Source organism: Amycolatopsis sp. NPDC041971 (genome assembly GCF_055588925.1).
Genome location: NZ_JBVJCE010000023.1, coordinates 93,483 through 106,682, shown reverse-complemented (window position 1 = coordinate 106,682; position 13,200 = coordinate 93,483). Strand labels below are relative to the sequence as shown.

Genomic DNA, 13,200 nt, shown 5'->3' with positions numbered 1-13,200 from the left:
CCGCGTGGCTGCGGGAGTCTCCCTTGCCCGCCCCCGCTCCCCCCCAAGCGCCCCCCCCCCCCCCCCGGGACCATCCCCAACGCACCTCAAAAACAAGCCTCAATAGGGCGCGTGAAGGGCACCTTCCGCAGTACATGAAGGACCCCTTCCTGTACCTAGGCGCAAGGAAGGGGGCCTTCATGTACTGCGGAACCGCCCACCCCAAGACAGAAGTCCGTGAAGGCCTCCTTCCCTACCCTCGAGGTCAGGGTCCCGGCAAAGTCGCATAGCCGCTGGTCGGTGGCGCTTTTGGTGCTTCGAACTGAACTTCCGACGAGAGCGGATGACAGGGTGCCTTGAGCGTCAAGTGTCCACAAAGGACACCATTCGGCAGCTGGATGTCCATTTAATGCGGTTATGTACGTTTTTTGACTGAGGTCGTGAGTGAAATTTAGGGCTAGAACCCTCTTTTTCACTCACGACCGGTCGAAAAACGCCCAAATCGGGCACCGTAGCCTTGGAGGCGTCCTATGTGGACAGTTGAGAAAGATGTCAGGCGACTGTGACGAGCCCGCCTCTGTCACCGCAACCCCACTTGACCAGCGGCTATGCGACTTTGCCGGGACCCTGACCCTCAAGGTAGTAAAGGAGGCCTTCACGGACTTTGGCAGCGCCTCAGCCACACCGGTCACTGCTGTCACGGGGGCGCGCGAAGGGGGCCTTCACGCGCAACAAAGGGTCAGGGGAGTTTCCAGTCCACGGGACCGCCGCCCTGCTGCTCCAGCAGCTGGTTCGCCCGGCTGAAGGGGCGCGAGCCGAAGAAGCCGGCGTGCGCCGAAAGCGGGCTCGGGTGCGCCGACTCGATGCACGGTACCTCGCCCAGCATCGGCTTCAGGTTCCGCGCGTTGCGGCCCCACAGGATCGCCACCATCGGCTCGTCCCGCGCGGCGAGGGCCTTGATGGCCTGCTCGGTGACCGCTTCCCAGCCCTTGCCCTGGTGCGAGTTCGACTTCCCGGGCTCCACGGTCAGCGACCTGTTGAGCAGCAGCACACCCTGGTCGGCCCACGGCGTCAGGTCGCCGTTCGACGGCAACGGGTGCCCGAGGTCCTCGCAGTACTCCTTGTAGATGTTGATCAGGCTCTTCGGGATCGGCCGGACGTCCGGCGCCACCGAGAAGCTCAGCCCGACGGCGTGTCCGGGCGTCGGGTACGGATCCTGGCCGACGATCAGCACCCGCACGTCGTGAAACGGCTGCTGGAACGCTCGCAGCACATGTTCACCCGCCGGGAGATAGCTCCGGCCGGCGGCGATCTCCGCGCGGAGGAACTCCCCCATCGCGGCGACCTGCGGCGCCACCGGTTCGAGGGCTTGCGCCCAGCCTGCTTCGACGATGTCCTGCAGCGGTCGTGCGGTCACGGCGTGCGAGCTTACTCACCTCACCCGAGACGCCGGAGTTCGACCCGGAACCTGGCCGCGCGCTCGACATAACCGTCGACGACGAGCTTGATCATCTCCGGCCCGACCGGCGTGTTCGGCCGCGTCTTCGCCGGGACGCCGAGCGCGATGTACTCACTGTCCACATGGGACCCATAGGAGAGAACCGCGCCGACCACCCCGCCGTCCTCGACGACGGTTCCGTTCAGCACCACCGATCACCGTCGCGTCGGGGTGGACGTAGGCGTCCGGGTGGATCGAGGGTTCGAGGTCGCCAGTACATAGATCGGCATGCGTTCTCCTAGACCAGCGGCTTGCCGAAGCAGATGCTCTCCGGTTCGTCCTTGTAGTACCCGAAACCCGGGATTTCCCGGTACCCCGCCGACAGGTACAGCGCGATGGCTTCCGGCTGTCTGTCACCGGTCTCCAGCACCATACGCAGCCTCCCGGCCTCGGCGGCCGTCCGTTCCAGGTCGGCGAGGATCGCCCTCGCGAATCCTCGTCCCCGCGCCGAAGCCAGCACGAACATGCGCTTGATCTCGGCGTCACCGGGCAGCAGGGGATCCGGCCCGTCGTGCGCCCGCCAGGCACCGCACGCGACCGGGGCGTCGTCGAGGTAGGCGGCCAGGAACAGTCCCCTCGGCGAGACGAACTGCGCCGCGTCCATCGGCGTCTCGTCTTCGCCGCCGTACCGGGCGGCCAGCTCGAGCTGGGCTTCGGCCAGTAACTTCACCGCGTCGGGGTCGTCGTAGGGCAGCACGCGAAGGTCCATGAGCGCGAGATTAGCGACTGGACCAGCCGTCCCCCACGTAGATTACGTTCATGTCGATCGAAGCCTCCATCACCGGCCTCGCCGAGGCCCCACTGCGCCAGGCCCGCAACTCCGCCGCGTTCTGGGCCGCGACCGGCCGCTCCCGCGGCCACGAGGTGATCCGCCGACGTGGCTTTCTCGCCGTCGCCGGCGACGAGCGCGCGGGGTTGCGCGTCCTGATCCAGGAGCCCGGCCTCACTGCCGCGGAATTGGCCGAGATCACCGAACTCGCGGCGACGGCGAAGGGGCCGGTGGAGGCCGAGGATCCCTTCAGTGTCACCGATCTGAACCACCTCGGGGACATGCGCAGCTGGCAGATGCCCGTCATGCTGCGCCCGCCCGCCCCGGTCGCCGAACCCGCGATGGAGGTGGTCCGGGTGCACGAGGAGGCGGACCTGCGGGCGGCCGAACGCGCGGTGATCGAAGGTTTCGAACTCGCGCGGTTCCGGCAGGGCGGGATGTTCCCCCTGGCCATCCTCGGAGAGCCAGGGGTCGCCGTGTTCGTCGCGCGGCTCGACGGCGAGGTCGCCGGGGCGTGCGTCACGGTCGTCGAAGACGGCTTCGGCAGTCACTACTGGGTCGGCACGCCGGAGGCCTTCCGCTCCCGCGGCGTGGGGCGGGCGGTGATGCTCGGTTCTCTCGCCCCGCTGGCGGGGCTGCCGGTCACCCTCACCGCTTCCCGGCTCGGCAGGCCGCTGTACGAATCCCTCGGCTTCACCGTCGCCGCACCCTCCACCTGGTGGGCCCCACGCGTCTAGCGCCAGTGCTGCCAGCCGCTGTCGTGCCCGTACCGCTTCCCGTCCACCGTCACCCCCGAATCCGGCATGGTGACGACGCCGATCTCGGTCCAGCCCTCCGGCAAGTCGGCGAACGAGGGGAAGGTCGCCGCGAACGCGTGGTCCTCGCCGCCGGTGAGGACCCATTTCAGCGGGTCTGCGCCGAGCGCGGTACCGACCTCGGTCAGCCTGCTCGACACGTCGAGTTCCGCCGTGCGCACGTCGATCCCGACGCCGGAGGCCACGGCGATGTGTCCGAGATCGGACAGGAGCCCGTCGGACACGTCGATCATGGACGTCGCGCCGCCGTCGGCCGCGCGGATGCCCGCCTCGTAGTCCGGTTCGGGACAGCGTTGCGCGTTGACCACGCTGACCGGTGAGCGGAAACCCCGCCCGAGTACGGCGAGCCCGGCGGCGGCCCAGCCGAGCCGTCCGCAGACCGCGACGACGTCGCCGGGGCGGGCGCCGGACCGCGTCACCGGTTCCCGGCCGCCGAGGTCGCCCAAGGCGGTGACACTGATCACGATCTGATCGGCGCGCACCATGTCGCCGCCGACGATGCCGACGCCCGCGCGGTCGGCTTCGATCCACATGCCCCGCGTGAGTTCGGTGACGAGTGACGTCTCGGTGTCCGGAGGACAGGCGAATCCCATGAGGACGGACGTCGGGCGCGCCCCCATGGCGGCGATGTCGGTGAGGTTCACCGCGACCGCCTTGCGCCCCACCTGTTCGGCGCTGGACCAGTCGAGCCGGAAGTGGACGCCCTGCACGAGAACGTCGGTGGAGGCCACCGTCCGGCCGTCGGGGCTGGCCACGACGGCCGCGTCGTCCCCCGGTCCGAGCAGTGTCGTCTCCGGCTGTTTCCGGTCGGCGGTCACCGCCTCGATCAACCGGAATTCACCGGTCCCGGCGACCGTGCCGTCGTTCGGTGACACCCGTCACCTCCACTTTCCCTTGTCCGGACAAATGTCGATCACCGATAGTCGGATGCCCTAGGTTTTTCCCGGGGCTGGCGATACGTTGCTACAACGTTCCTACCTTGAGCCGACTTTTACGAAGGGGCGCGCCGTGGTCCACGCATACATCCTCATCCAGACCGAGGTCGGCAAAGCCGCCGCGGTCGCCGCGGAGATCTCCACCATCTCCGGTGTCACCAGTTCGGAGGATGTCACCGGCCCTTACGACGTCATCGTCAAGGCCGCCGCCGACACCGTCGACCAGCTCGGTCAGCTCGTGGTCGCCAAGGTGCAGAACGTGGACGGCATCACGCGGACGCTGACCTGCCCGGTCGTTCATCTGTGACTGATGGTGTAGTGGTTCCGTGGCTGACACGGACACCGGTGCTCCTCCGAAACCCCTGCTGATCGCGGCCGCCTGCCTCGCGGTGCTGCTCGTCGCGGGCGTGGCCGTCTTCGGGCTGACCCGCGGCGCGGAATCCGATGCCCCGGCCGCAGACGGCCCGCTCCCGCTCGTCCCGGTCCCGGCGCCGAGGTCGGGGTCGCCCGAATGCGCGAAGCTCGTCGGCGCGCTCCCGCACGAGCTCACGTCGTCCGGGAACACGCTGGTCCGCCGCAAGCTGGCCGATCCCGCCCCCGAGGCGACGGTCGGCTGGGGCACCGGCGACCCGGTGGTCCTGCGGTGCGGTCTCGGCAAGCCGCCGGAGCTCACCCGGACCTCGCAATTGCGGACGATCAACGGCGTCCAGTGGCTGCAGGTCGAGGGGGAAGGCACCGCGACGTGGTTCGTGGTGGACCGTCCCGTCTACACGGCGCTCACCGTGCCGGACACCGCGGGGACCGGGCCGCTCCAGACCGTTTCCGAGGTCATCGCCACCAATCTCCCCGCGGTGCCGCTGCGCTTCTGATCAAGGCGGCGGAAGACTCTTCCCGGTGTACCGCCGCGCTTCGATGTCCGAGTGTGCGACGGACGCCTCCGCATGAGGCGCAAGCTATGACCTCCAGTTCGCTGGGGGCCGACCGAGCACGGCGATCAACGGTCTGAGCGCGGCTTGCAGTGCCTCCCGCGAGCAGCCCGCGTAGCCGATGAGGTTCCCGAACACCGTCGGTGTCCCGGCGAAATGCCGGACCAGTCCGTCGAGCCGGATCCCGGCGCGTTCCGCCGCCGCCGTCCGCGCCGCCTCGTCGGCGGCCGAGCCGCACGGGACGACCAGGTGCGCGCCCGCGTCGTCGCCGAGCACCGGGATCCCCGCCGACGTCAACGCGGCCGAGACCAGGGACCGGCGCTCCGACAGTTCCCGCCGGAGCTTCCGCAAGTGCCGTCCCAGATCGCCGTGCCGCGCCAGTTCGGCGAGCACTCGCTGCCCCGCGGGCGAAGGACGCGTCCCGGTCGCTTCGCGGTACTCCAGCACCGTGGCCGCGACCTGGGACGGCGCGACCATCCAGCCCGCGCCCAGCGCCGGGGTGAGGATCTTGCTCGTGGTACCGAGATGCGCGACGACGTCGGGCGCGAGCGCGGCCAGCAACGGCAGCGGCGCGACGTCGAACCGCAGCTCGCCGTCGTAGTCGTCCTCGATCACCAGCATGCCCTCGGCGCGGGCGAGTTCGACCAGGTCGACCCGGCGGGACGCGCTCATCCGGCTGCCGAGCGGGTACTGGTGCGCGGGAGAGCAGTACACGACGCGCACGTCGGCGGGGACGGCGTCCGGGCGCAGGCCCTCTTCGTCGACCGGAACGGGCACGACCTCCATCCCCGCGCGCCGGAACGCCTGCACCGCACGCTGGTAACCCGGCTCCTCGATCGCGACCCGATCACCGCGTGAGAGCACCGCGCCCGCGAGTTCGATCACCGCCGCCGTCGTCCCACCGGTGGCCATCACCGTTCCGGCCGCGAGGCCGCGGTGGCGCAGGAGATGTTCGGATACGGCGTCCCGGTACGCGAGCAGACCGGCCCTGTCCTCGCGATAGGTCGGGCGCGGATCCGCGGCGGCCCGCCACGCGCGACGCCAGGCGGCCTTCTCGACACCGTCGGCCCACGGGACGCCCGGGGTGAGGTCGACCAGCGTGGGCGGCGTGGCGGGTGTGCGGGGCGCGGGACCTTTCGACGGCCTGTCCGCGGGCGGCGTGGTGGTGACATACGTGCCGGAGCCGTGGCGGCCGGCGATCCAGCCCTCCGCGTGCAGCTGCTCGTATGCCGCCGACGTCACCGTGCGGCTGACACCGAGCCTGCTCGCGAGCGCCCTGGTCGAGGGCAGCCTGTCGCCGCCGCGCAGATGGCCGTCGCCCGCGGCCGCGCGCAACGCGTCGGCCAGCTGGACCGCGAGCGGGACGAGCGAATCGCGGTCGAGGCTGACCGGCAGGGCGGTGTCGGACATGCTGTACTCCACACTTCAAGAAGTGGCCTTCCCAAGTATAGGAGAATTGGCGGTTATTACAGGCCACTCTCGTGGGTGAGACTGCTCGCATGTCCACCCCGCTCTCCCCCACCGACAGGACCACTCTCGGCCGCAAGAAGAACCGCGCGCTCAGCGATCGCTCGGCGCTGTACGCGGTGCTCGACGAAGGCCTGATCTGCCATCTCGGCATCGTGCGCGACGGCGTCCCGTTGGTCATCCCGACCGGCTACGGCCGCGACGGGAACACGCTCTACCTGCACGGATCCGCCGGGGCGAGGAGTATGCGCGACTCCGACGGCGTCGAGGTCTGCGTCACGGTGACCTTGCTCGACGGCATCGTCTACGCGCGCTCGGTCAACAACCATTCGATGAACTACCGGAGCGCGGTGATCCTGGGCAAGGCGGCCGCGGTCACCGACGCAGACCGGAAGACGCACGGCCTCCGCGTGCTGACCGACCATCTCGCGCCCGGTTCGTGGGAACACGCGCGGGACGTCAACGCGAAGGAGTTCGCGTCGGTTTCGGTACTGGAACTGGACCTCACCGAGGCCTCGGTGAAGATGCGCGGCGAGGGGCCCGACGATCCCGAGGACGAGGTCGCGGCCGACCTCTCGTGGGCGGGGGTGCTGCCGGTGCGGACCGTGTTCGGGGAACCGGAGCCGTCGGCGGACCTGGTTTCGGAGTGGGTCGTGCCGGATCACGTGAAGGGGCGGGTCGGGTAGCGCTCACCAACGCCATGAACGGACCGTTCCTTGCAAAATTTGCAAGGAACGGACCGTTCCTAGCGCGCGAGAGGGGTCACGGGCGGTGGCGCGGCAGCCGCACGGTGAACGTCGTCGCCCCCGGCACACTCTCGACCTCGATCGTCCCGCCGTGCGCGGAGACCAGCGAAAGCACCACCGACAGCCCGAGTCCGGTCCCGCCGTTGCCGCGGGTGCGGGCGGTGTCCACGCGGTAGAACCGGTCGAAGATCCGCTCCCGCGCCTCCGGCGGGATGCCGGGCCCGGCATCGGTCACCCGCAGGACGACCTCCGAGTCCGAGGCCGAAGCGGACAAGGTGACCGCCGTCCCGGGCGCCGTGTGCACCGCGGCGTTGGCGAGCAGGTTGTCCAGCACCTGTCGCAGGCGCACCGGATCCGCTTGCAGGACAATACCTTCCGGTAGCGCGCCGAGGCTCAGCGGATGCTCCGGGCGGCCGACGGCAAAGGCCTCCCCCGCGTCGGTGATCAGCTCGGCGAGGTCGACGTCCACCAGCCGTAGCGGCGCCTCCGTCTCCGGAGCATCGAGGCGCGCGAGGAGCAGGAGGTCGTCCACGAGCACGCTCATCCGCTCGGTCTCTTCACGGATCTTCGACAGATGCGCGTCGCGTTCGGCGGGTTCGTTCGCCGCGGCGTAGCGGAAAAGCTCGGCGTAGCCCCGGATCGACGTCAGCGGCGTGCGCAGTTCGTGGGAGGCGTCGGCGATGAACCGCCGCAGCCGTTCGTTCGCCTCCCGGCGCGCGACCAGTGAGGAATCGAGGTGCGCCAGCATCAGGTTGAAGGCCGTCCGCAGTTCCTCGACCTCCGCGCCGCCGCCACTCGCCGGCGCGCGCACCGGCAGGTCGGCGTTCGTGGTGAGGTCGTGCGACGCGATGTCGTGCGCCGTGCCGGCCATGTCGCTCAGCGGCCGCAGCCCGCGCCGCAGCACCAGCCGTCCCGCGATCACCAGCACCGCCAGCGCCAGCAGGAACGCGACGACCTCGACCATGATCAGCTGGCTCACCGTCCGGTCCAGATCCGCCTGCGGGGCGGCGCTGACCAGCACGATGTTCCGATCCCGTTCGATCGGGCAGGCCCGGACCCGGTAGGTGCCCTTGTCCTCGATGTAGACGGTGCGCAGCACTTCGGTCCGCGTCGCGTCCTCGGCGACTTTTTCGAGCGCCTTCGTGTCGGGCGGAAGGGAACCGCCCGCCTGCGGCAGCGCGTCGCCGTCCTGCACCGCGAACACCGCGGAAAACCAGCCGTAGGCCTGCTGCGGCTTCCCGCCGTGCGTGGTGCGCAGCGACGGCACCTGGCTGATCTGGGTTTTGGCGAGCTGTTCGTCGAGCCGGTCGTTCAGGTAGCCCTTCATGATGCCGACCATCACGGTGCCGACGACGGCGAACACGACCAGCGCCAGCACTCCGAGCCCGAGCGCCAACCGGGTACCGAGCCTCGATCGGCGCCAGGCGTCGTACCACCGGCGCAGGAATTTCATCTCGCCGCCCGCCGGACGACGTAGCCGACGCCGCGCACGGTGTGGATCAGCGGCTCGTTGCCCGCGTCGAGTTTCCGGCGCAGATGCGAGATGACGAGTTCGACCACATTGGACCGGCCGCCGAAGTCGTACTCCCAGACGTGGTCGAGGATCTGCGCCTTGGTCAGCACCGACGGCGAACGCCGCATGAGGTAGCGCAGCAGTTCGTACTCGGTCGGTGTCAGCTCGGCGGGTGCGCCGTCGCGAACGACCTCCCGGGTGTCCTCGTTCAGGGTCAGATCGCCGACCCGCAGCACCGCCGCCTTGGCCTGGCTGGTGCTTCGCCGCAGGACCGCGCGCAGCCGCGCCATCAGTTCCTCGACGGAGAACGGCTTGACGAGGTAGTCGTCGCCACCTCGGGTGAGTCCGGCGACACGATCCGCCGTCGCGTCCTTCGCGGTGAGGAAGACCACGGGCACCGCCGTCCCGGACTCGCGCAGCTTGTCCAGCACGGTGAATCCGTCGATCCCCGGCAGCATCAGGTCGAGCACGACGATGTCGGGTGCGAATTCGGCGGCGCGTTCGAGCGCGGCCTCGCCCGATCCGGCGGTGACGGCCTGCCAGCCCTCGTAGCGGGCGACGGTGGCCACCAGATCGGCGATATGCGGCTCGTCGTCCACCACCAGCAGGCGGACGGGGTTCTCGGTGTGCACCACGCCATCCTCCGTGAACGCGCGCGCGAGGGCGAGGCGGGAGCACATACGACAGGAAGCCGACAGCTTTTGCCGAGAACGGTCACCGGGCGGCACCGCATTTGAACCGGACCGGAAGGGGCCGCGTGTGACCACCATGACGCCGACCGCCGTGAGACCGCGCCCGGCGATCCGTCCCGGGATCGCCGCACGCGCCGGGCTCTTGCTCTTCCTCGGGGCCAACCTGGCCACCGTCATCGTGCTCTTCTTCGCCGCCGGGCCGTCGGACAACGTACTCATCGGCATCGGCAGGCTCGCCGGGCTGTACGGGGCGCTGGCGATGGCGTTCCAGCTGCTGCTGGTCGCCCGGTTGCCGTGGTTCGACCGCCGCCTCGGCATGGACAAGCTCACCGGCTGGCACCGCTGGACCGGATTCGGCCTGCTGTGGACGTTGCTCGCCCACTTCGTGTTCATCGTCTCCGGCTACGCGCAGGTCGAGGACAACGGCGTGGTGGACGAGTTCGTCACGATGGTGACCGGATTGGAGGGGATCCTGCGTGCTGTCGTCGCGTTCGCGCTGATCCTGCTCGTCGGTGCCGTTTCCGCTCGCTTCGCCCGCCGACGGCTGGCGTACGAGACCTGGCATTTCCTCCATCTCTACACCTATGCCGCGGTCGTGCTGGCGTTCAGCCATCAGATCGCGCTGGGCGGTTCGTTCGCGTCGTCGCCGGGGGCTCAGGTCTACTGGTGGGCGGTGTGGGGTGTCGCGCTCGGCTCGGTCTTCGCCGGCCGTGTGGCGCTGCCGCTGGCACGGAACCTGCGGCACCGCCTGCGGGTCGTCGCCGTGGTCCCGGAATCCGACGACGTCGTCTCGGTGTACATCTCCGGTGAGCACCTCGACAAGATGCCCGCGAGGGCGGGCCAGTTCTTCCTGTGGCGCTTCATGACCAGGGATCGCTGGTGGCAGGCCAATCCGTTCTCGTTGTCGGCCGCGCCGGACGGCCACACCTCGACAAAGATGCCCGCGAAAGCCGCCGGTGACGGCAGCGCGTCCTTGCGGTCGCTGAAGGTCGGCACCCGCGTGTTCGCCGAAGGCCCGTACGGCGCGTTCACCACGATGCACCAACGGAAACCGGACGCGCTGCTGGTCGCGGGCGGCGTCGGGATCACGCCGATCCGCGCGCTGCTGGAGGAGATCTCCGGCCACGTCGTGGTGCTCTACCGGGTCCGCACCCAGTTCGACGCAGTCCTGCTGCCGGAGCTGATCGGACTGGCGCGGGCGCGCGGCGCGGTCGTCCGGGTCCTCAGTGGACCGTCCGATCAGGCCGGTCCGCACGGTCCGGTGCTCGGCGCGCACAGCCTGTGGCAGCTGGTGCCGGACATCCGGGACCGGGACGTCTTCGTCTGCGGTCCGCCCGGGATGACGTCGGCGACGCTGCGCGGCCTGCGGGAACTGCGGGTGCCGAACCAGCAGGTTCACGCCGAACGCTTCAGTCTCGCAGCCTGAGTCAGGGAGTCCCGATCATGAAGAAGACCATCGTCGCCGCCACGGTCGCCCTCTCGGCCGCGGGCTTCCTCGGTGTCTGGCTCTACGAACCGGGCCCGCTCGGATCGGAGACCGTCGCCGCGCCCACTCCGGCATCGTCCACTCCGGACGGTGGCGCGTCCGAAGGAGCCGAGCGCGTCGACGCGATCCCGATCCTGCGGGAAGAGACGCTGACCGCGCAGAGCGCCGACATCGACACCGTCTCCGGAGCGACGTCGACGAGCGACTCATACGTCAAATCCCTGCAGGCGGCGCTGGACGCCAGATGAACCGCGTCGAACAGGTGATGGGGCTGCCGGTCTCGGTCGACGTCCGGGCGGGCGGCGCTCTCGTCGAGGGCGCCATCGACGGCGTCTTCGGCTGGCTGCGGGAGGTCGACGCCCGGTTCAGCCCGTTCAAAGCCGACAGTGAGGTGTGCCGCTACGACCGCGGCGAACTCGCGCCTTCGGAGCTGAGCGACGACCTCCTGGAGGTGCTTTCGCTGTGCGACCACTACGAACGGCTGTCCGGCGGGGCGTTCACCGCCCGGCTTCCCGGACGGCGGCTCGACCCGAACGCGGTGGTCAAGGGCTGGGCGATGCAGCGGGCGGCGTCCCTTCTGCTGGCCGAAGGCCTGGACGCCTTCTGCCTCAACGCGGGCGGGGACGTCGTCACCGCCGGCGAACCGGAACCCGGCCGCGCGTGGCGGGTCGGCGTCCGGCATCCCGAACAGCCCGGCACGGTGTGCGCCGTGGTGGAATCGTCCGACGGCGCCGTCGCGACTTCGGCGGAATACGAGCGGGGCGCGCACATCCTGGACGGGCGGACCGGGCGCCCGCCTACCGGGCTGCTGAGCGTCACGGTCGTCGCCGACGACCTCGTCACCGCGGATTCCCTGGCCACGGCCGCTTTCGCGATGGGGACCGAAGGGATCGCGTGGGTCGCGTCGCAACCGGGGTGCCAGGTGCTGGTCATCGACGCGGAACGGCAGGTGCATCGGTCGCCCGGGCTTCGGCTCGCTTAAACCGTTGGCCGGGCTTCACGGGCTCGGGCAGACTGCGGCGTCATGACCTCTGTCGTACAGAACTTCTTCTTCGACTGCGCCGACGCCTACGAACTGGGCCGGTTCTGGAGTGCCGTCGTCGGCAAGCCGATGGCCGACGACGATCAGCCCGGCGACCCCGAAGCGATCATCGAGATGGACAACGGCGTGACCCTGTTCTTCGGACAGGTCCCGGAGCCGAAGACGGTGAAGAACCGGATCCACCTTTGTCTCCAGCCGGACATCCCGCGCGACGAGGAGGTGGAGCGCCTGCTGAAGCTCGGCGCCACCCTCCTGCACGACCGGCGCAACCCGGACGGCACCGGCTGGGCCGTCCTCGGTGACCCCGAGGGCAACGAATTCTGCGTGCTGCGCAGCGCCGCCGAAAAGGCCGCCGCTTCATGACCGACTACGTGACCGTCAACCGGGCGAACTGGGACGAACGCGCTCCGGCACACGCCGCTTCCACGGACTACGGTTACGAGAAGTTCGTCGCGGACCCCACGCACCTCAGCGGCGTTGTCACCTTCGACCGGCCGCTGCTCGGCGACGTCTCCGGCGCGCGCGGAGTGCACCTCCAGTGCCACATCGGTACGGACACGCTTTCCCTGTCCCGCCTCGGCGCACGGATGACCGGTCTCGATTTCTCCCCACCGGCGCTGGAGATCGCGCGACGGCTGGCCGCCGAGACCGGCGCGGAGATCGACTACCACGAGTCCGATGTGTACAGTGCCGCCGACGTACTGGGCGCCGGGGAATTCGACCTCGTCTACACGGGAATCGGCGCCATCTGCTGGCTGCCCGACATCGCCCGCTGGGGCCAGATCGTCGGCGCCCTGCTGCGGCCGGGCGGGCGGCTGTTCATCCGGGACATGCACCCGATGCTGGGCACCCTCGACGAGACCCAGCCGTTGGTCACGCCGCGCTATCCGTACTTCGAGCAGGCCGAACCGCTGGTGTTCGACGAGCCGGGGACCTATGTGGACACCGACGTCTCGTTCCAGCACAACCGGACGCACGAGTGGAACCACGGGCTGGGGGAGATCGTCATGTCACTGCTCGACGCGGGGCTGACGCTGACGCGGCTGGTGGAGCACGACAGCGTCCCGTGGAACGCGCTGCCCGGGCTCATGACGCTGAACGAGACGACCGAGGAATGGCGGCTGACGGAGAATCCGCAGCGGCTGGCGGCCAGTTTCACCATCGAAGCCGTGAAGGGGTCTCGGTAGCGGGTGGCGGGTGGTCGTGAGTGTCGGCACCTCACGCCGCGCTTCGGCCGGGTGGGGGGGGGGGGGGGGGGGGGGGGGGGGGGGGGGGGGGGAGGAAACCCACCCCCCGCCAACCACACAAAACCCAAAAAAAAAACAACCACCC

15 protein-coding genes and 1 pseudogene are annotated in these 13,200 nt (G+C 69.7%); 9 read left to right on the top strand and 7 right to left on the bottom strand.

Annotated features, from left to right (window positions below):
• Positions 1–718 precede the first annotated feature (718 nt).
• The 3 genes and pseudogenes from ACZ6DT_RS35115 to ACZ6DT_RS35105 all read right to left on the bottom strand — a co-directional run bounded on the left by ACZ6DT_RS35115 (position 719) and on the right by ACZ6DT_RS35105 (position 2,186).
• On the bottom strand, positions 719–1,396 hold the full coding sequence (locus tag ACZ6DT_RS35115) for a uracil-DNA glycosylase (protein WP_465603335.1): 678 nt from the start codon (positions 1,394–1,396) through the stop codon (positions 719–721).
• 20 nt (positions 1,397–1,416) lie between these two features.
• Positions 1,417–1,632 (bottom strand): annotated as a pseudogene (locus ACZ6DT_RS35110) (gamma carbonic anhydrase family protein); the annotation flags it as partial.
• Positions 1,633–1,715: 83 nt separating this feature from the next.
• Positions 1,716–2,186 (bottom strand): GNAT family N-acetyltransferase, encoded by a 471-nt coding sequence (locus ACZ6DT_RS35105; RefSeq protein ID WP_465603333.1) that lies wholly within the window; start codon positions 2,184–2,186, stop codon positions 1,716–1,718.
• 50 nt (positions 2,187–2,236) lie between these two features.
• Between ACZ6DT_RS35105 and ACZ6DT_RS35100 the strand changes: the two genes are divergently transcribed.
• Positions 2,237–2,983 carry a GNAT family N-acetyltransferase gene (locus ACZ6DT_RS35100; RefSeq protein ID WP_465603332.1) on the top strand — a complete coding sequence of 249 codons (747 nt, stop codon included), beginning with the start codon at positions 2,237–2,239 and terminating at the stop codon, positions 2,981–2,983.
• Here the strand turns inward: ACZ6DT_RS35100 and ACZ6DT_RS35095 are convergent.
• Complete coding sequence (locus ACZ6DT_RS35095; protein WP_465603330.1) at positions 2,980–3,936, bottom strand: thiamine-phosphate kinase; 957 nt, start codon at positions 3,934–3,936, stop codon at positions 2,980–2,982. The genes ACZ6DT_RS35100 and ACZ6DT_RS35095 overlap by 4 nt on opposite strands.
• A 133-nt stretch (positions 3,937–4,069) precedes the next feature.
• Here ACZ6DT_RS35095 and ACZ6DT_RS35090 point away from each other — a divergent pair, with 133 nt between their 5' ends.
• Entirely contained in the window at positions 4,070–4,303 is a 234-nt protein-coding gene (locus ACZ6DT_RS35090; protein ID WP_410659803.1) for an Lrp/AsnC ligand binding domain-containing protein, read from the top strand.
• A 19-nt stretch (positions 4,304–4,322) separates the two neighbouring features.
• Entirely contained in the window at positions 4,323–4,865 is a 543-nt protein-coding gene (locus ACZ6DT_RS35085; RefSeq protein WP_465603328.1) for a DUF3515 domain-containing protein, read from the top strand.
• An 84-nt stretch (positions 4,866–4,949) separates the two neighbouring features.
• Here the strand turns inward: ACZ6DT_RS35085 and pdxR are convergent, their stop codons facing one another.
• Positions 4,950–6,332 (bottom strand): MocR-like pyridoxine biosynthesis transcription factor PdxR, encoded by a 1,383-nt coding sequence (gene pdxR, locus ACZ6DT_RS35080; RefSeq protein ID WP_465603326.1) that lies wholly within the window; start codon positions 6,330–6,332, stop codon positions 4,950–4,952.
• An 89-nt stretch (positions 6,333–6,421) separates the two neighbouring features.
• Here pdxR and ACZ6DT_RS35075 point away from each other — a divergent pair, with 89 nt between their 5' ends.
• Positions 6,422–7,075 carry a pyridoxamine 5'-phosphate oxidase family protein gene (locus ACZ6DT_RS35075; RefSeq protein ID WP_465603325.1) on the top strand — a complete coding sequence of 218 codons (654 nt, stop codon included), beginning with the start codon at positions 6,422–6,424 and terminating at the stop codon, positions 7,073–7,075.
• A 76-nt stretch (positions 7,076–7,151) separates the two neighbouring features.
• On the opposite strand, the gene ACZ6DT_RS35070 is transcribed toward ACZ6DT_RS35075, so the two are convergent.
• Complete coding sequence (locus ACZ6DT_RS35070) at positions 7,152–8,588, bottom strand: sensor histidine kinase (RefSeq protein ID WP_465603323.1); 1,437 nt, start codon at positions 8,586–8,588, stop codon at positions 7,152–7,154.
• Positions 8,585–9,280 (bottom strand): response regulator transcription factor, encoded by a 696-nt coding sequence (locus ACZ6DT_RS35065; RefSeq protein WP_465603442.1) that lies wholly within the window; start codon positions 9,278–9,280, stop codon positions 8,585–8,587. The genes ACZ6DT_RS35070 and ACZ6DT_RS35065 overlap by 4 nt, the downstream gene beginning before the upstream one ends.
• Positions 9,281–9,407: 127 nt before the next feature.
• Between ACZ6DT_RS35065 and ACZ6DT_RS35060 the strand changes: the two genes are divergently transcribed.
• From ACZ6DT_RS35060 to ACZ6DT_RS35040, 5 genes are read left to right on the top strand one after another with little or no spacing between them, the layout of a single operon-like run.
• Positions 9,408–10,766, top strand: coding sequence for a ferredoxin reductase family protein (locus ACZ6DT_RS35060; protein ID WP_465603321.1), 1,359 nt, complete (start codon positions 9,408–9,410; stop codon positions 10,764–10,766).
• 17 nt (positions 10,767–10,783) lie between these two features.
• Entirely contained in the window at positions 10,784–11,074 is a 291-nt protein-coding gene (locus tag ACZ6DT_RS35055) for an FMN-binding protein (RefSeq protein ID WP_465603319.1), read from the top strand.
• Positions 11,071–11,808: an FAD:protein FMN transferase gene (locus ACZ6DT_RS35050; RefSeq protein WP_465603317.1), complete on the top strand. Its 738-nt coding sequence runs from the start codon at positions 11,071–11,073 to the stop codon at positions 11,806–11,808. Before ACZ6DT_RS35055 ends, ACZ6DT_RS35050 begins: the two co-directional genes overlap by 4 nt.
• A 42-nt stretch (positions 11,809–11,850) precedes the next feature.
• Entirely contained in the window at positions 11,851–12,231 is a 381-nt protein-coding gene (locus ACZ6DT_RS35045) for a VOC family protein (protein WP_465603315.1), read from the top strand.
• Positions 12,228–13,055 carry a class I SAM-dependent methyltransferase gene (locus tag ACZ6DT_RS35040; protein ID WP_465603312.1) on the top strand — a complete coding sequence of 276 codons (828 nt, stop codon included), beginning with the start codon at positions 12,228–12,230 and terminating at the stop codon, positions 13,053–13,055. Before ACZ6DT_RS35045 ends, ACZ6DT_RS35040 begins: the two co-directional genes overlap by 4 nt.
• The last annotated feature ends 145 nt before the right edge of the window (positions 13,056–13,200 follow it).

What these genes read in the sequence shown, in the direction of transcription:
- pdxR (WP_465603326.1), bottom strand. Translation starts at nt 6,332, where the DNA reads ATGTCCGACACCGCCCTGCCGGTCAGCCTCGACCGCGATTCGCTCGTC.
- ACZ6DT_RS35100 (WP_465603332.1), top strand. Translation starts at nt 2,237, where the DNA reads ATGTCGATCGAAGCCTCCATCACCGGCCTCGCCGAGGCCCCACTGCGC.
- ACZ6DT_RS35050 (WP_465603317.1), top strand. Translation starts at nt 11,071, where the DNA reads ATGAACCGCGTCGAACAGGTGATGGGGCTGCCGGTCTCGGTCGACGTC.
- ACZ6DT_RS35105 (WP_465603333.1), bottom strand. Translation starts at nt 2,186, where the DNA reads ATGGACCTTCGCGTGCTGCCCTACGACGACCCCGACGCGGTGAAGTTA.
- ACZ6DT_RS35055 (WP_465603319.1), top strand. Translation starts at nt 10,784, where the DNA reads ATGAAGAAGACCATCGTCGCCGCCACGGTCGCCCTCTCGGCCGCGGGC.
- ACZ6DT_RS35075 (WP_465603325.1), top strand. Translation starts at nt 6,422, where the DNA reads ATGTCCACCCCGCTCTCCCCCACCGACAGGACCACTCTCGGCCGCAAG.
- ACZ6DT_RS35045 (WP_465603315.1), top strand. Translation starts at nt 11,851, where the DNA reads ATGACCTCTGTCGTACAGAACTTCTTCTTCGACTGCGCCGACGCCTAC.
- ACZ6DT_RS35040 (WP_465603312.1), top strand. Translation starts at nt 12,228, where the DNA reads ATGACCGACTACGTGACCGTCAACCGGGCGAACTGGGACGAACGCGCT.
- ACZ6DT_RS35070 (WP_465603323.1), bottom strand. Translation starts at nt 8,588, where the DNA reads ATGAAATTCCTGCGCCGGTGGTACGACGCCTGGCGCCGATCGAGGCTC.